16 protein-coding genes are annotated in these 17,048 nt (G+C 58.6%); 8 read left to right on the top strand and 8 right to left on the bottom strand.

Annotated elements, in window-relative coordinates; translation table 11 throughout:
• Positions 1-96: 96 nt before the first annotated feature.
• Positions 97-1,149, bottom strand: coding sequence for an aldo/keto reductase (locus ACA059_RS16325; protein WP_497630084.1), 1,053 nt, complete (start codon positions 1,147-1,149; stop codon positions 97-99).
• A 203-nt stretch (positions 1,150-1,352) separates the two neighbouring features.
• Between ACA059_RS16325 and ACA059_RS16320 the strand changes: the two genes are divergently transcribed.
• The 5 genes from ACA059_RS16320 to ACA059_RS16300 all read left to right on the top strand — a co-directional run bounded on the left by ACA059_RS16320 (position 1,353) and on the right by ACA059_RS16300 (position 4,811).
• Complete coding sequence (locus ACA059_RS16320) at positions 1,353-2,069, top strand: helix-turn-helix transcriptional regulator (RefSeq protein WP_497630083.1); 717 nt, start codon at positions 1,353-1,355, stop codon at positions 2,067-2,069.
• A 52-nt stretch (positions 2,070-2,121) separates the two neighbouring features.
• Complete coding sequence (locus ACA059_RS16315; RefSeq protein WP_497630082.1) at positions 2,122-2,463, top strand: nuclear transport factor 2 family protein; 342 nt, start codon at positions 2,122-2,124, stop codon at positions 2,461-2,463.
• A 26-nt stretch (positions 2,464-2,489) separates the two neighbouring features.
• Complete coding sequence (gene zapE, locus ACA059_RS16310) at positions 2,490-3,608, top strand: cell division protein ZapE (protein ID WP_497630081.1); 1,119 nt, start codon at positions 2,490-2,492, stop codon at positions 3,606-3,608.
• A 16-nt stretch (positions 3,609-3,624) separates the two neighbouring features.
• On the top strand, positions 3,625-4,206 hold the full coding sequence (locus tag ACA059_RS16305) for a DinB family protein (RefSeq protein ID WP_497630080.1): 582 nt from the start codon (positions 3,625-3,627) through the stop codon (positions 4,204-4,206).
• Positions 4,207-4,319: 113 nt separating this feature from the next.
• The gene (locus tag ACA059_RS16300; RefSeq protein ID WP_282479147.1) at positions 4,320-4,811 is read left to right on the top strand and encodes a GNAT family N-acetyltransferase; all 492 of its coding nucleotides are present in this window, start codon (positions 4,320-4,322) and stop codon (positions 4,809-4,811) included.
• A gap of 48 nt (positions 4,812-4,859) precedes the next feature.
• On the opposite strand, the gene ACA059_RS16295 is transcribed toward ACA059_RS16300, so the two are convergent.
• From ACA059_RS16295 to ACA059_RS16280, 4 genes are all read right to left on the bottom strand, one after another.
• Positions 4,860-5,066 (bottom strand): hypothetical protein, encoded by a 207-nt coding sequence (locus tag ACA059_RS16295; RefSeq protein WP_497630079.1) that lies wholly within the window; start codon positions 5,064-5,066, stop codon positions 4,860-4,862.
• Between the two features lie 96 nt (positions 5,067-5,162).
• On the bottom strand, positions 5,163-7,400 hold the full coding sequence (locus tag ACA059_RS16290; RefSeq protein WP_497630078.1) for a TonB-dependent siderophore receptor: 2,238 nt from the start codon (positions 7,398-7,400) through the stop codon (positions 5,163-5,165).
• 169 nt (positions 7,401-7,569) lie between these two features.
• Positions 7,570-9,315 (bottom strand): phosphoethanolamine transferase CptA, encoded by a 1,746-nt coding sequence (locus ACA059_RS16285; RefSeq protein WP_497630077.1) that lies wholly within the window; start codon positions 9,313-9,315, stop codon positions 7,570-7,572.
• Positions 9,316-9,514: 199 nt separating this feature from the next.
• Positions 9,515-9,697 (bottom strand): DUF6026 family protein, encoded by a 183-nt coding sequence (locus tag ACA059_RS16280; protein WP_033055075.1) that lies wholly within the window; start codon positions 9,695-9,697, stop codon positions 9,515-9,517.
• A 272-nt stretch (positions 9,698-9,969) separates the two neighbouring features.
• On the opposite strand from ACA059_RS16280, the gene gnd reads away from it, so the two are divergent.
• The 3 genes from gnd to ACA059_RS16265 are packed head-to-tail and all read left to right on the top strand — an operon-like array spanning position 9,970 to position 13,288.
• The gene (gene gnd / locus ACA059_RS16275) at positions 9,970-10,950 is read left to right on the top strand and encodes a phosphogluconate dehydrogenase (NAD(+)-dependent, decarboxylating) (protein ID WP_497630076.1); all 981 of its coding nucleotides are present in this window, start codon (positions 9,970-9,972) and stop codon (positions 10,948-10,950) included.
• The gene (gene zwf, locus ACA059_RS16270; RefSeq protein WP_497630075.1) at positions 10,947-12,470 is read left to right on the top strand and encodes a glucose-6-phosphate dehydrogenase; all 1,524 of its coding nucleotides are present in this window, start codon (positions 10,947-10,949) and stop codon (positions 12,468-12,470) included. Before gnd ends, zwf begins: the two co-directional genes overlap by 4 nt.
• Positions 12,467-13,288, top strand: a complete 822-nt coding sequence (locus ACA059_RS16265) for an HAD family hydrolase (RefSeq protein ID WP_497630074.1) — start codon at positions 12,467-12,469, stop codon at positions 13,286-13,288. Before zwf ends, ACA059_RS16265 begins: the two co-directional genes overlap by 4 nt.
• A gap of 119 nt (positions 13,289-13,407) precedes the next feature.
• On the opposite strand, the gene nhaB is transcribed toward ACA059_RS16265, so the two are convergent.
• From nhaB to ACA059_RS16250, 3 genes are all read right to left on the bottom strand, one after another.
• Positions 13,408-14,910: a sodium/proton antiporter NhaB gene (gene nhaB / locus ACA059_RS16260; protein WP_497630073.1), complete on the bottom strand. Its 1,503-nt coding sequence runs from the start codon at positions 14,908-14,910 to the stop codon at positions 13,408-13,410.
• Positions 14,911-14,988: 78 nt separating this feature from the next.
• Positions 14,989-16,278 (bottom strand): NHL repeat-containing protein, encoded by a 1,290-nt coding sequence (locus tag ACA059_RS16255; protein ID WP_497630072.1) that lies wholly within the window; start codon positions 16,276-16,278, stop codon positions 14,989-14,991.
• A gap of 239 nt (positions 16,279-16,517) precedes the next feature.
• A complete protein-coding gene (locus tag ACA059_RS16250) occupies positions 16,518-16,787 on the bottom strand; it encodes a hypothetical protein (protein WP_008149930.1) in 270 nt (89 codons plus the stop codon).
• Between the last annotated feature and the right edge of the window lie 261 nt (positions 16,788-17,048).

The following is a 17,048-nucleotide window of genomic DNA, read 5'->3' as shown; positions in this document are numbered from 1 at the left end:
GAAGGGGACATAACATTCAACATTTAAGCTGAATGTCAGTCCGCTTTCGCGAGCAAGTCGGATCGCCGCACCGCCGCTCCCACATTTCGATCTGTGTCAGGCCACTGGAATGATTGGAAGATCCAGGGTTTCAGCCCCGGTAAATCGCGCCGTCGAACCGGCAATAGATTCATGGGGCACGCCCATCGCCACAACGCTGACCCCATCAAGCCGCGACAGTTGATCAGCACTCAATTGCACATTCAACGCCCCCAAGGTCGCATCCAGTTGCTCACGTGTGCGTGAGCCGAGAATCGGAATCAGTGCCGTGGTCGAACGCTTGGCTTTTTCCCGCAGCCAGGCAATGGCCACGTGCGTCGGGCTGGCGCCCAGTTCTGCGGCGACGGCCAGCAAGGTGTCGAGCAGGGCGGTTTCACGGGCGCTTTTCTCGGCGTGGATCAGCATGCCGAGTTTGGCGGCGCGGTTGTCGCCATCGTTGGTGCGGTACTTGCCGGTGAGGAACCCGCCACCCAACGGCGACCATAATGTAGCGGCCAGGCCCAAGGCTTCGGCCATCGGGAGCTGTTCACGTTCGGCGGTGCGTTCGGCGAGGCTGTATTCCACCTGAATCGCCGCAATCGGTGAGAAACCACGAACCTCAGCCAGCAAATCGGCCCGAGCGATGCGCCACGCCGGGAAGTTCGACAACCCGGCGTAATGAATTTTGCCGGCGCGCACCAGATCGTCGAAACCGCGCAGGATCTCTTCCATCGGCGTCACGCCATCGCTCATGTGGGCCCAGAACAGGTCGATGTGGTCGGTGTTGAGTCGTTTCAGGCTTTCTTCCACGGCACGCACCATGTTCTTGCGATTGTTGCCGGTGTGGGAAATGCCCGCAGCCGGCGTTGTCCCCAGGGTGTATTTGGTGGCGATGACCAAGCGATCCCGTTCCGCTGCGATGAACTCGCCGAGCATGGCTTCCGACTGGCCTGCCTGATAGCCGTTGGCGGTGTCGATGAAATTGCCGCCGGCCTCCAGGTAGCCATCAAAGATGCGTTTGGCTTCGTCGCGCTCGGCGCCATGGCCCCAGCCGGTGCCGAAGTTACCGGCGCCCAGCGCCAGTTCCGAGACCCGCAAGCCGGTTTTGCGGCCGAAGACTTTGTAGTGCATGGGATGACTCCTGAAGGGAAAGACGTTGGGGTTATATATAGATGTCTAACAACATGTATTTAATATGATGTGAGTAATATGGGGCGTCAAGGTCCTTTTCCATTCACACGAGAAGGGGCGACCAGCGGCCTCATTGCTACTGCCACTTTCTGACAGGGTCGTCTGCTAAGCTCCGACAACTTTACGGACAGAGCCTGCCGATCGTGTCGCGTACCACTCGTTTATTGACCTTGTTGCAAGTGCTGCGCGGCAAAAGTCGTCCGGTGACCGCGGCGACGCTTGCCGGCGAACTGGATATTTCCGAGCGCACGCTATACCGCGACATCGCTGAGCTCACCGCGCTTGGCGCGCCAATCTACGGCGAAGCGGGGATCGGTTACGTGCTGCGCAGCGGTTTGTTTCTGCCGCCGTTGATGCTCAACGCCGATGAAACCGAAGCCATCGTGCTGGGGTTGCGCTATGTGGATCAACGCGGGGATGAGGTGTTGAGCAAGGCTGCGGCGGATGCGCTGGCCAAGATTGCGGCGGTATTGGCGCCTGAAGCGCTGGACGCATTACGCAACCCGACGGTGTTGCCGGGGCCTCCCGGTTATGGTTTTGCGCCCAACGCCGTGCCACTGAATGTGTTTCGCCAGGCCATCCGCGATCAGGCCAAGCTGCACATTGATTATGCGGACGCCCATCAGGTGCCGAGCCAGCGGCTGATCTGGCCGCTGGCCCTTGGGTTTCTGAACGAGGTGAGAATCATCGTCGCCTGGTGTGAATTGCGCAGCGCCTATCGCACCTTTCGCACCGACCGGATCTCGGCCGCCAGCGAGCAGGGCGAGCGTTATCCGGGGCGACGCAGCGACCTGCTGCGCACCTGGCGCAAGCAGATGCAACTGGATGAATCCGGGCGTTTCACTCCTGACAAGAACTGACACAGGCTTGTTTTAGCATGGCTCCAGAATCAACAAACAAGGAGCCGTAACCATGTCCACTCCCGCCTCTTCACTGGCACCCGCCATCGTCGCCTACATTGCTGCCGCCAATGCCCGCGACACCTCGCGGGTCGCCAGTTTTTTCGCTGAGGATGCCAACGTGTTCGATGAAGGCCAGCACCAGGTCGGCACCCAGGCCATCGCGCAATGGATGCAAGACACCGCCCAGCGTTACCAGCCACGGGTCGAAGTGCTCGACGTGCAATTGCGCACCGGCAAGGTGCTGGTGCATAACCTGATCTCCGGAACGTTTCCCGGCAGCCCTCTGGAATTGCGCTACATGTTTCGCCTGAATGAACAGGGCAAGATCGCCCGGCTAGACATCTCGCTCTAACCAGACCACGTGGCATACTGCCGCGCATGAATGTCGACTCCCCCTTAAGCGCCTGGCAACACGCCATCGAACAGAAGGGCTTCGTCCAGGACGAAGCCCAGGAACATGCCGTGTGGGCGCTACAGAAATGCTACGAAGCGCTGCATGAAGGGCGCACGCCGATCACTGGCGTGTACCTCTGGGGCCCGGTCGGGCGCGGCAAGACCTGGTTGATGGACCAGTTTTACCAAAGCCTGAAGGTCCCGGCCCGCCGCCAACACTTTCACCACTTTATGGGCTGGGTGCATCAGCGTTCGTTTCAGCTGACCGGCACCGCCGACCCGTTGAAGGCGCTGGCTCGCGAACTGAGCGAGGAAGTGCGGGTCCTGTGCTTTGACGAACTGTTCGTCAACGACATTGGCGACGCCATCATTCTCGGGCGTTTATTTCAGGTGATGTTCGAGCAGGGCGTGGTGGTGGTCTGCACCTCCAATCAGCCTCCGGATCAGCTGTACGCTGATGGCTTCAACCGCGACCGGTTCGTGCCTGCCATCGAAGCCATCAAGCAGCACATGCAGGTGATTGCGGTGGATGGCGGCGAAGATCATCGCCTGCACCCAGGCAAAGGTTTGCAACGTTACTGGGTGGCGGCACCGGGACAACCCAGCGCTCTGGGGGAAGTGTTCGAGGCATTGACCTTCGGCCAGTCGGTGTCCAGTGACCCGATCAAGGTGGGCTACCGCTCACTCAATGTCGTGCAGGCCAGTCCAACCGTACTCTGGACTCGTTACGCCGACCTCTGTGAACAGCCTTTTGCCGCCATGGATTTCATCGCCCTGTGCGACACCTTCAGCGCTATTCTGTTGAGTGACGTGCCCAACCTCAGCGCGCAAAAGCGCGAAGGGCGCATCGCCCGAGGCACTGAAGACGGCGTCGAACGGGTGGTGGCGGGCGATCGCGAGTTGCCGCAATTGTCGGTGCATGACGACGGTGTACGGCGTTTCATCGCCCTGGTGGACGAGTGCTACGACCGCAAGGTGTCGCTGTGCCTCGAAGCGCAGGTGCCCATGGAATCGTTGTACACCGAAGGTTATCTGGAGTTTCCGTTCCGCCGCACACTCAGCCGTTTACAGGAAATGCAGCTGCAACGTTTCGCCGAAGCTTGAACAAGGAGCCGCGAACATGAATCAGCCTTTGTCGCACCATTTGCTGACCATGGCCTATCAAAACGCCTGGGCCAATCATCGACTCGCCAAGGCCTGGAGCCAGTTGAGCCCGGCCGATCTGGCGGCACCGCGGGTCAGTTTCTTTCCAAGTCTGCGCGCCACCCTCAATCACATCCTGACCTGCGACTGGTTTTACCTGGATGCACTGGAGCGGGAGTTGCGCGGCGATGACCCGCATCCTGAATGCTATGTGTTTTTCAATCAGGACGAGCCGTTTACGCACGCAGTAGACCTCAAGCGCGAACAAGCGCTGGTGGACCTTCGACTGATCGCCTATTGCGAGCAAATGCGCGACGCCGACCTCGGCAAGATCGTGACCATCGCCCGGGACACGCCGCAACATGAGAGCCGCGTACGCATGCTCTCCCATCTGTTCGAGCACCAGATTCATCATCGCGGGCAGGTTCACGCCATGCTCAGTGGTACCTCGGTCAAACCGCCGCAACTGGACGAGTTTTTCTGTGCCGGGGAGTCAGGCTTGAGGGCTGAGGATTTTGCCGAGCTGGGGTGGACCGAGGCGCTGATCTGGGGCGCTTGAGCGAAAAATTACAGCAGGATCGGGTTGTCGACACGGCTGTGCCCGCGATATTGTCGGTCGGCCCTTCAGTGCGAGATGCACTGGGGCAACTTAATGTGTGAACGAGGGTGGAAATGGAATCCGCAGAAATTCTTGTGCTTCAGGCCAGTTACACCAATTCGGTGCATGCCGAGGCTATTGGGCTGGTGCTGAATGCTTACGCCGAAGACCCGATGGGCGGCGGCCACTCGTTGCCCGCCGACTTGTTGAAGCAACTGCCGGCGGAACTGGCCAAACGTCCCCACGCTTTCAGCGTTCTGGCCTTCGTCGGTGGCGAGCCGGCCGGGCTGGTCAATTGCTTTGAAGGTTTTTCGACCTTCGCCTGTCGACCGTTGGTCAACGTGCACGATGTGATGGTGGTGAAGAAGTTTCGCGGCTTGGGGTTGAGCCAGAAGATGCTGCAAAAGGTCGAGGACATCGCCCGCCAGCGCGGCTGCTGCAAAATCACACTGGAGGTGCTGGAAGGTAATGCTGTCGCCCAGGCTTCCTATGGCAAGTTTGGTTTTGCCGCAGGCATGTTCGACCCGGCGCACGGTCGGATGCTGTTCTGGACCAAGGCGCTTTAAGGTATTACGAGCAAAGAAAAAGGGCGTCCATCAGGACGCCCTTTGTCGTTACGGTTTGTAGTGCTCTGTCACTTGCGCGGTTTGATCGTCAGGAACTCTGATTTCAGTGGTGTTGCTGGCGTTACTTTGATTCGCCTCTTGGCTGAGCCGCAGGCTCTCAAAGTAATACCGCATGCGTTCAGCGCCACCTTCGGCAAATGCAGCTGTTGAACTGAACATCATCAGGCCGGCGAGGATCATGGTTGTACGTTTCATGGTGTGCCCCACTACGAGTTGTCGGGTCCTTTCGTCCATGAAGCAATGTCGAAGGGACATTATCCGCCGATTCCGTTAAATGGGAATTACCTGCGCCTAGAGCTTCCAGTCCAGGCTCAGGGTCACCGTGCGCGGGTCACCCCAGAACACACCGTTATAGAACCCGACGTTGTCGTAATACTTCTTGTCGAACAGGTTATCGACGTTCAGCGAGGCGGACAGGTGCTTGTCGAACTCATAACGTGACATCAGTTTGACCACGGTGTAGGCCTCCTGCCGGATCTTCGCGCTTTCGGTGATCAGCGTGCCATCGGCGTTGCGCCCGACCGGGCGTTTGGAGTTGCCAAAGACGTCGCTCTGCCAGTTCACCGCGCCACCCACGGTGAGTGCCTGCCAGTCGCCGGGCAGGTGATAGGCCGTGGAGAGCCGGAACATATTCAGCGGCTGGTTGGTATTGGCGCGTTTCTTCTCGCCATTGGCGGAGTGGGTATAGGTGTAACCGGCCGTCATGTTCCAGCCGGCCATGACCTCGCCCGAGACCTCGGCTTCGAAGCCCTGAACCTTGTTGCCTTTACCGCCTGATTTGAAGAACTCCTCACCGGTCACCGGGTCCGGTGGCACCGAATCGTCGCGTTCGGCAACGTTGTCCTGTTTGCTCCAGAACAGCGCGGTGGCGAGGTTCAGACGTTCTTCAAGCAGGCTGCCCTTGAGTCCCAGTTCATAGTTGCTGCCCACCACCGGCTCGAGGTATTTGCGATTGCTGTCGCGGTTGGACTGCGGATTGAAAATGTCGGTATAGCTGACATACACGGTGTATTCGGGCGTGAGGTCGTAAAGCAGGCCGGCGTAAGGCGTCCAGATGTCGTTGTGTTGCTGGCGGGTAGCATCGACGCTGCTCAGCTGCAGGTTGTCGTCGTAGCTGTTGGTCCTGCTCGACGCTTTCCAACTGCCATAACGACTGCCGAGCACAGCGTGCAGGTCATCCGTCACGCTCAGGCGAGTGGCCAGATAGCCAGCCTTCTGGCGGGTATTGTTTTTTGAACCTGAAAGGTGGGTGACGGTGTCGGAATACTTGGCGATGCCGCCCATGTACTTCCAGTCGGGGATGTTCAAGTAACCCGACGGCTGCGCGCCCTCAACCAGATAGGGGCTTTCTTCACTGCGTTCGGCTTCGCCATACCCGAACATCATTTCGTGTTCCCGCCCGAACAGCGAGTAGGAGCCCGCCACGTTAAAGTCGTAAGCCTTCATTTTCTGCGTCCCGAGCATGTGGCCCAAGTAGGCGCTCATGCCACTGCGGTCCTCATTCGGGAAGCCGCCACCGCCGTAATACAACTTGCCGTCCGTATCGCTTTCGCGGTGCGTGTAGGCCGCTTTGAAGTGCCAGCCGGCGCCCAGTTGTTGGTCCAGAGTGGCGAACGCTGTCTTGTCCTTTAACGGCCAGGAACTCCAGGACGTGGCCATGTTGGTGGAGCGTCCCAGGTTCGCTTTGCCTCCGTCAGAGTTCCAATAGGGCGTGGTGCCATAGGAGGAGCCCTGGACGTGTTTGTTCTGATAGTCGTAACCCACGGCCAATACGGTGTCATCGGTCAAATCGGCTTCAAGAATCCCGTAGCCGACTTCCCGTTGCTGCTGATATTTGTCCCTGTACGAATGGCTGTCGCGATAGGCCAGCACGCTGCGTCCGCGCAAGCGTCCGTCGAAAGCCAATGGACCTCCGACATCCAGATAGCTGTAGTAGTCGTCATAACTACCACCGCTGACACCGGTCTGGACTTCCCACTGCGCCGTTGGCCGTTTGCGCACCATGTTGATGGTGGCCGAAGGATCGCCCGCGCCCGTGGTCAGGCCGGTCGCGCCACGAACCACTTCGATGCGGTCGTAGATGATGGTGTCCGAGTCGGACTTCATGTAGCTGAAGGTGTTCAGCATGCCATCGACCTGGAAATTTCTGATCGTGTAACCCCGGGACGAATAACTGACCCGATCCGAATCGTTGTGCTGAACCACCACGCCGGTGGTCTGGCCCATGGCTTCGGAAAGCGTACCGAGTTTGAAATCGTCCATTTGCTGGCGCGTGACCACGGACACCGATTGCGGCGTTTCCTTGATCGACAGGTTCAAGCGCGTGGCGGTACTCATGGCACCGGTGGTGTACGACTCGGTGTTTTCGGTGGTACTGCCCAAACCTTGGGCGGTCACATTGGTGGCGCCCAGTTCGAGGGTGCGGCCGGGTTCTTGATCAGGGCTGGTTTCGGCCAGTAGATCGGGGCACAGGGCGGCACTGCACAGGCCCAGGGTAAAGGTCATGGAACGGGTGATAGGCGCGAACATCGCAGCCGACTCCTTGTCTTCGAGGGAAAAAATTCCGTTTGTTCAAAGACGAAGAGGGAAGAAGGGATTTAGCGATTAACGAGAATTATTGTTATTTGTAAATGTTTTGGACAACGCAATCGCGCCATTGGCGCAGTGAAAAAGGGGCCGGAACCGGCCCCTGAAAGGATTACTTCTGAACGACTTCCGGGGCGCCTGGCAGCGCCTTGGGTTTCATCAGGCTGAAGTCGATCAATGCCTTTTGCTCGCGCTCATAAGGATTGCCGATCATCAATGGCCGTGGCTTGAAACTGTCGCTGACCAGGCTCTTGCTGCGATCCAGTTCATCGAAGCTCAGACCCGCCAGATCAGCCCAGGTATGGATCAGGTGCGAGCTGCTGTAAGGCCGCCCCAGATCACCGGCAAAGCTCCAGTCATGGTTTTCGCGCCATTTCGGCGAGGCCCAGGCCATGAACGGAATGGTGTACATCGGCGCCGTCGGTTTGCTTTCGTTGCGCCCAAGGGTGCTGTGGCCAGGCGAGTCGAAAACGTCTTCACCGTGGTCGGAGAGGTACATCAGGAACCCGTTCGGATCAGACTTGGCGTAGTCCTTGATCAGGCTCGAGACCACGAAGTCGTTGTACAGGACCGCGTTGTCATAGCTGTTGTACGTTGGCACCTGATCATCGCGCACACCGTCCGGAACGCCTTTGCGGTCCTTGAACTTATCGAAGGACGACGGATAACGGTATTGGTAGCTCATGTGCGTGCCAAGCAAATGCACGACGATCAGCTTGCGCGGCGCAGCGTCTGCCAAGGCCTTGTTGAACGGCTCGATCACGTCGCCATCGTACTGGGCGGCATTCTGGTTGCGGTTGTTGTTCAGGTACACCTGCTCGTCAGCCTGCTCGGAGAAGGTCGTCAGCATGGTGTTGCGCTTGGTCATGGTCTGCTGGTTGGTGATCCAGAAGGTCTTGTAGCCTGCCTGTTTCATCATGCTGACCAGCGACGGAGTCGACAGATACAGGTCCGGGTTTTCTTCGTCGGCGAAGGTCAGAACCTGCTGCAACGCCTCGATGGTGTAAGGGCGCGGAGTGATGACGTTATCGAAGACCGCCAGTTGATCCTTGAGCTTGTCGAGCTCCGGGGTGGTTTCCCGAGGGTAGCCGTACAGGCTCATGCGCTGACGGTTGGTGGACTCACCGATCACCAGCACCAGGGTTGCCGGCTGATTGGCCGCCGAATCTTTGAGATTGTGCAGGGGAGGGATCTTGCTGGCGCTATTGAGCATGTCTTGCATACCGGCCAGGGTATCGAGGTAGCGATGATAGGCTACGGCCATCTGCCAAGGCACCGCGGGCTCGATGCGGGATTCGAATTTCTCGAAACCGCCGGCAAGACTGCCGGTGCGCGCGGTTTGCTTGATCAGTGGGTAACCGACGACGGCGACCACAATCGCCGTTGCAGCCACCAGCGCCCGGCCACGAGGCATGTACACCGGGCGCAAGCGAGTCCAGAGGAAGTAAGCGAAAGCGGTGTGAGCGAGGAATGCCGCCACCATCCACCAGGCAAAGTACTGTGTCATGTACTCGCCGGCTTCGGAGATGTTCGACTCGAACATAATGAAGATGACGCTTTGGGAAAACTCCTGCTGATAGATGAAGAAGTAACCCAGGCTGGCCATTGAGCAGGCCCACAGCACCACACCGATCAGTGCAGCCATGACACGTGTTTGTTTGGGGAACAGCAGCATCGGCGCAAGCCAGATGGCGCTCATCACAAAGGCCTGGCGGAACCCGGTAAAACCGGAGGTGCCTGTCAGTTGGATCAGCAGTTGGGTAATGCCGGAAAAATACCAGAAGAACAGGAACAGCCAGAGAAATCCTGTCCAGTCGAAACCTTTCGCAGACGTACTGCTGCGTTTAAACAAAGCCATTCAGCGCTCCAGCCAATAATCACTTCCCCGCCGGGGCATCAATGTCACCGACGAACGGGCGCCGCGCGGATACCGAACGGCCATAAGGCGCCGGAGTATCAACAATCGGATGTGAAAACTTCGTGAGTTGCCGGGTTTGTCAAAGGCGGGATGGCAGGTCGGAAACAGCAGTGGGCTGCTTCCGAATCAAGCGAGGGGATCAGGCGTGAGGCACACGGTGGGTGACGGGCAAAGGCTGGGCCTGATTGCTTTGTGTCAACAAGCGCAATTGCGCGAGCTCCTGCTTCAACTGGTCGCGCTCGTCTTTCAACTGGCGTAATTCATCGCGACGGATCGTGACGTAAAGGGTTTGTGCTGGCCGTGCTGCGTGTACTGTGCCCATTGCTCACCTCGCAAATGGCTGCCTCAACTGTAAACCTGCCCCGAAATCGGGTGCTGACTTACTATCGGCGCTGATTTTGATTTCTTTTGTCCCGGAAGGGAACTTTTTTATTTTTCATGGTCGTTGTGTCTTCGGCGCGATTACCGACGTTATCAATCTGGATCGGGCACAATGCCCGGAAACTATGTGCCCCGACGCTGGACTAAGTCGAATGAGTCGCGTTGGGCTATAAACCTTTGACACACATTATTTGTAGTAGGGAGCATCAGCACATGCAACTCGGGATTATTGGACTGGGCCGCATGGGCGGCAATATTGCGCGGCGCCTGATGCTCAACGGGCATACCACCGTTGTTTACGACCGCAATACCGCCTTTGTCGACACCCTGGCCGCAGAAGGCGCCTCTGGCGTCATCGACCTGCTGGCGCTGGTCGCTGGCCTGGCCAAGCCACGTGCGGTGTGGGTCATGCTGCCGGCCGGCGCACCGACCGAAGACACCATCGACACCCTGAGCACCTTGCTCGAAGCTGGCGATACCATCATCGACGGCGGCAACACCTTCTATAAGGACGACATCCGCCGGGCGAAAACCCTCTCGGAAAAAGGCCTGCACTACGTCGACGTCGGCACCTCCGGCGGCGTCTGGGGCCTGGAGCGGGGCTACTGCATGATGATCGGCGGCGAAGCCGAGGTGGTTAAACGCCTTGATCCGCTGTTCGAGAGCCTTGCACCGGGCCTGGGCGACATTCCTCGGACCAAGGACCGCAAGTCCGAAGACGATCGTGCCGAGCGCGGTTACATCCACGCAGGCCCGGCCGGTTCGGGCCATTTCGTGAAAATGATCCACAACGGCATCGAATACGGAATGATGCAGGCCTTCGCCGAAGGCTTCGACATCCTCAAGACCAAGGCCAGTACCAACTTGCCGGAAGACCAGCGTTTCGACCTGAACGTAGCCGACATCGCCGAAGTCTGGCGTCGCGGCAGCGTGGTGTCGTCCTGGTTGCTCGACCTGACCGCCGACGCGCTGGCCAGCGATCCGAAACTCGACGGTTACACAGGTGAAGTGGCTGACAGTGGTGAAGGTCGCTGGACCATCGAAGCCGCCATGGAGCAATCGGTGCCTGTACCGGTGCTGTCGAACTCGCTGTTCTCCCGCTACCGTTCGCGCGGGCAAGGCACCTTTGGCGACAAGATTCTCTCGGCCCAGCGCTTCGGCTTCGGCGGCCATGTGGAGACTGCGAAAAAATGACTCGCTTGATCCGCAATAAATCCAAGGCAGAACCCGCACCACCGACCACGCTGTTTCTATTCGGTGCCCATGGAGATCTGGTCAAGCGTCTGCTGATGCCGGCGCTGTACAACCTGAGTCGTGACGGTCTGCTTGGGGATGGACTGCGGATCATCGGCGTTGACCACAACGCCATTACCGACGAAGCCTTTGCGAAAAAACTCGAAGACTTCATTCGGGCCGAAGTGGCCGCCAAGGTCGGCAAGGGCGATCAAGCCCTTGACCCGGACTTGTGGGCCAAGTTGGCCAAAGGCATCAGCTACGTCCAGGGCGACTTCCTGGACGACAGCACCTATCAAGCCCTGGCGGCGAAAATCGCCGCCAGCGGCACTGGCAACGCCGTCTTCTACCTGGCCACCGCGCCACGTTTCTTCAGCGAAGTGGTGCGTCGTCTCGGCGCCGCCGGCTTGCTGCAAGAGTCGCCAGAAGCGTTCAGAAGGGTGGTGATCGAAAAACCCTTCGGTTCCGATCTGCATACTGCCGAAGCCTTGAACGCTTGCTTGCTCAAAGTGATGACGGAAAACCAGATCTACCGGATCGATCACTATCTGGGCAAGGAAACCGTGCAGAACATTTTGATCAGCCGGTTTTCCAACAGCCTGTTCGAAGCGTTCTGGAACAATCACTACATCGACCACGTACAAATCACCGCCGCCGAAACCGTCGGCGTGGAAACCCGTGGCAGTTTTTATGAACACACCGGCGCCCTGCGGGACATGGTGCCCAATCACCTGTTCCAATTGCTGGCGATGGTTGCGATGGAGCCGCCGGCCGCCTTTGGCGCCGATGCGGTACGCGGCGAGAAAGCCAAGGTGGTCGGTGCGATTCGCCCCTGGACAGTCGAGGAAGCGCTGGCCAATTCAGTACGCGGCCAATACGCGGCTGGTGAAGTCGACGGCAAAGAGTTGCCGGGTTATCGCCAGGAAAACAACGTGGCGCCCGACAGCAACACCGAAACCTACGTCGCGCTGAAAGTCATGATCGACAACTGGCGCTGGGTCGGCGTGCCGTTTTACCTGCGCACCGGCAAGCGCATGAGCGTGCGCGACACCGAGATTGTCATCTGCTTCAAACCGGCGCCGTATGCGCAGTTCCGCGATACCGAGGTCGATGAGTTGCAGCCGACCTATCTGCGAATCCAGATTCAACCCAACGAAGGCATGTGGTTCGACCTGCTGGCCAAACGGCCCGGCCCGGCCTTGAAAATGGCCAATATCGAACTGGGCTTTGCCTACAAGGATTTCTTTGAAATGCAGCCGTCCACCGGCTATGAAACCCTGATCTACGATTGCCTGACCGGCGATCAGACGCTGTTCCAGCGCGCCGACAACATCGAGAACGGCTGGCGCGCCGTGCAGCCTTTCCTTGATGCCTGGCAGCAGGACGCGAGCGTGCAGAGCTATGCCGCTGGCGAAGACGGCCCGCAGGCTGCAGAAGATCTGCTGACCCGCGACGGTCGCGTCTGGCACGGCCTCGGATGAGTGATACAACGCCACAACCCATCCGTTTTCTGCTCAGCGACATGGACGGCACCTTGCTACTGCCCGATCACAGCCTCAGCCAACGCACCCTCTCAGCGGTCCGTTCCTTGCGCGAGGCGGGCGTGTTGTTCAGCCTGGCCACCGGCCGTCCACCCAAAGCCATGTTGCAGCAGATTGAAGCCTTGGGCGTCGACCTGCCAACGGCAGCCTTCAATGGCGGCACTATCGTCAACCCGGATGGCAGTTTGCTGGTCGCACATTACTTGCCGGCGACGGCGGCGCTGACGGCATTGGCGCTGTTTGCCGACCGGCCGGACATCGAAATCTGGGTGTTCAGTGGTGGCGACTGGTTGCTGAAAGACCCGAACGGCCCAATGGTGCCTCGTGAACAGCACGGCCTGGGTTATCCGCCAGTCGTGGTCGAGAGTTTTGAGCCGTATCTGGAACGCATCGACAAGATCGTCGCCACCAGCAACAACACGCAGTTGTTGATTGAGCTGGAAGCGCTCCTGCTGCCCAAAGTGGAAGGCCAGGCACAGGTCTCCCGTTCACAGCCGATTTATCTGGACGTGACCGCGATGCAAGCCAACAAGGGGGCAGCGCTGGCGACACTGGCCGAGTTCCTCGGTGTACCGCTGGAGCAGACCGCGGCGCTGGGCGATGGCGGCAACGACCCGGCGATGTTTCACCGCGCAGGCTTGTCGATCGCCATGGGACAGGCGGAAGAGGCGGTGAAGCGTCAGGCGGACGTGGTGACGGGCGCCAATACCGAGGACGGTGCAGCCCAGGCAATCGAGCGCTACATCCTGAAACGCTGAAACCCCTGTAGGAGCTGTCGAGTGCAACGAGGCTGCGATCTTTTGATCTTCGCTTGTAAAAGCAACATCAAAAGATCGCAGCCTCGTTGCACTCGACAGCTCCTACAGGTTGATTGGTGTTACAGCCAGAAACTCACTGCATACCAGCCAAGAACCCCCATCACCACGGTGTACGGCAACGCCATCCACACCATCCGCCCGTACGACAGTCGTATCAGCGGTGCAATCGCCGAGGTCAGCAGGAACAGAAACGCAGCCTGACCATTGGGCGTCGCCACGCTCGGTAGGTTGGTGCCGGTGTTGATCGCAATCGCCAGCGTCTCGAAATGCTCACGGCTCATGTGGCCAGAGATGAAGGCCTGTTTGACTTCGGTGATGTAAATGGTCGCGACGAACACGTTATCGCTGATGGCCGACAGCAAACCGTTGGCAATAAACAGCATGCCCGGTTGTTGATGCGCTGGCAGCGCCAGCACCCACTGGATCAAAGGCGTGAACAGTTGCTGATCGTGAATCACCGCCACCACCGCGAAAAACACCACCAGCAGCGCTGTGAACGGCATGGCGTCCTTGAACGCGTTGCCAATACGGTGCTCGTCGGTGATGCCAGTGAATGCGGTGATCAGCACGATCACCATCAAGCCGATCAGGCCGACCTCAGCAATATGGAACGCCAACCCCGCAATCAGAATCAGCGCTGCCAATCCCTGCACGATGAGCGCTGCACGTTGGCGCGAGGTGCGTTCGGCATTGTCTTCTGCAGCGTAATTGGCCAGAACCGCACGCACGTTGTCCGGTAACAGCGTGCCGTAACCGAACCAACGAAGCTTCTCCAGCAGGACGCAGGTCACCAGGCCTGCCACCAAGACCGGCAATGAAACCGGGGCGACTTTCAGAAAGAACTCAGAGAAGTGCCAGCCCATCTCGTGGCCGATCAGCAGGTTCTGCGGTTCACCGACCAATGTGCAAACACCGCCCAGTGCGGTACCCACGGCACCGTGCATCAGCAGACTGCGCAGAAAGGCGCGGAATTGTTCGAGGTCGGCGTGATGGAGGGTGGGCAGGTGCTGGTCATCGCCAAACTCGCTGTCCTGACGCGGATCGTTGCCGGAGGCGACGCGGTGATACACCGAGTAAAACCCGACGGCTGCACTGATGATCACGGCGGTCACGGTCAAGGCATCGAGAAACGCCGACAGAAACGCCGACAGGAAGCAGAACATTAACGCCAGCAGCGCCTTGGAGCGAATCCCGAGCAGCAGCCGTGAGAACAGAAACAGCAGCAGGTCTTTCATGAAGTAGATACCGGCCACCATGAACATCAGCAGCAGGATCACCGGGAAGTTGTGCACCAGCTCGTCGTAGAGTGCCTGGGGCGTAGTCATTTTCAGCAACAGCGCTTCGATCAACAGCAGGCCGCCGGGCATCAACGGATAACACTTGAGCGCCATGGCCAGGGTGAAGATGAATTCCAGCACCAGCAGCCAACCGGCCACCACGGGGCCGACGGTCCACAACACCAATGCGTTGAGAATCAGGAAACCGACAATGCTTGCCTTGTACCAGCGGGGTGAATGCCCGAGAAAATTGTGCGTGAACGCCTGAGCCATTGAACCGGGCATCGGCTACTCCTTGTATTAAGAAGCGCGCAACTTGCCGTAAGCGGAAGGGAAGATCAAGTGTAGGAAAACTGTGCAGGCTTACCCCAGATAGCGTGCGACGATCGCTCGATAGTTGCCGTCCAGTGAATAGCCTGCGACGACGATGTTTCCATTGGCCTGCATGACCACTGAAGTCGCGGTATCCAGGCTGCGGCCAAGGCGGGTGCGAACCCAGCCGGCGCCATTGCCGAAGCTGCGATCGAGTTGCCCGTCGGGCAGATGCCGCGCCAGAATGAAATCCGCCTCGACACCGCCGATCGTGGCTCCGACCGTCACCACGCAGCCGTCCGGCAGTGCCTTTGCGTCGGTCCACTGGCAACCACTGTGACCGATTTCCAGCAGTTGGGCCTGGCCTCCATTGCAATGAATGTCCGGGCGGCCATTGCTGTGTACTTTCAGTGCCAGGCAATGCATCGGGTCGCGGCTGCTGCCAAAACACCGCAGATCGCCATTTTCCTGTTGGACTATCTGGGTGACCTGAGCGCTATACCCTCGTGCCCTGAAGGTCATGAAACCATCCACGGCGAAACAATCGTCGAGCCTGCCGTCGGTGTGATAGCGGGCCAGCAGACCTTCTTCAGGAAAGTTGATCGACCCGCCCACCAGGATCCGGCCGTCTCGTTGCACCATCAGGCTGCTGAGCCAGGTGTTCATCAACAAGTGCCTGACAATCACGAAGCCACGACCGTTGAAGGTGTCGTCCAGCGAGCCGTCGATGTTGAGGCGTATCAGCATGCCGACATGATCAGACAGTTCGAAGTGATGATTGGCCTGCAGCAGGATTCGACCATCCTCCTGCACGCAGACATCACAGGCTTCTGCGCCCGGTACGCCGGGGGGTAGCCAGGTGTCACGCACGCCTTGGGAAAGATCGCCCGGAAGACGCACGACGCAGCGGCCATTGTCGCCAAACCATTGAGCCGGCCGACCATGCTGATCAAACAGGGCGAGGGCGGGCAGTGTCCGGTGAGCATTTTCATAGTGCAGGCCGGCTACCAGAATGTGCCCATCGGGCAGTACGTGGACTTTGCCGGCCATGGCCTCGAAGCCGTGTTGAAATTGCCCGATGACGCTGCCTTGATTGCCGAATGCCAGATCCGCCGAGCCGTCCTCGAGCAAGCGTGCCACGCCGAAGCGGCTACCGCCTGGCGTTCCTACCTTCGCTGCGACTAACAGCCTGCCACGTGAATCAATCGCGACCCCGTTGGCCATGCTTGAGAGGCTGCCAGCGAAATACACCTGGGTTTTGCCAGACGAGGCAAAGGTTGTATCAAGTTTGCCGGCGTTGTTCAGGGTTGCCGGTAATGCAAACGCGGTCTGGATTGACATGCACGCAGCTCCTTGCGAGTCGTCCTGAACCGGGAGTTTGGGTGGCGACTGTATAAGGAAACATTCAATCCCTGAACGCCTGGATGCACAACTGTCATAACTAACAGGTGGAGGGTCGCTGTGTGCCAGAACAGTGTCTTTTCGAACCACTGACAAGCCTGCCAAGTAATTGGACGCGTGCAAGTTCGAATACTAATCGGGGGAGGGCGCGGGTTACCGTTTGGTAACCCGCAAAACGCTTAGTGTGGCATCGACCACGATTGGAGTTTGTAACCTTCCTCGCTCAATTCCGCGCGTGCCGCTTCAAGCAGGCATTCAAGTTGCGCAGGATCGGTATAGGCACTGCTTGGGATCTGCTTACGGCCGATGCTACGGGTGTTGGTGCGATCGATAACGGTCAGGCTGAGTTCGCCATTGCCGTCTTGTGGGGCCCAGGCCACGCATTGGAACGGTTGGAATGCGCGGTCGGCAATCAAAAGAGCTTCGTTGATGCGGAGCGGGGCGTTCATGGGTTTTTCTCTCTGTATGCCCAATCAAGTGATGTGCCGTCGGTTGGGCTTACCGTTCGGCTGGTTACTTGTACTGATGCCCGCAACCGGGGGGCGGGTCACATACAATTAAAAGAAATATCAACTTTCTTTCATTGGCTCAAGGTTTGGACAGGGTTTGAAAGCTGAATGAAAGGAAGAACTCGTTAGGCAACTAACTAAGTCGCTTCTTATAACTAATAACGCAACCGCTCTATAGTCAAACGGTACAAGGTCACGTCA

The sequence above is a fragment of the Pseudomonas sp. LBUM1647 genome (assembly GCF_059716175.1).
This window is presented reverse-complemented; position numbering and strand designations above follow the sequence as displayed.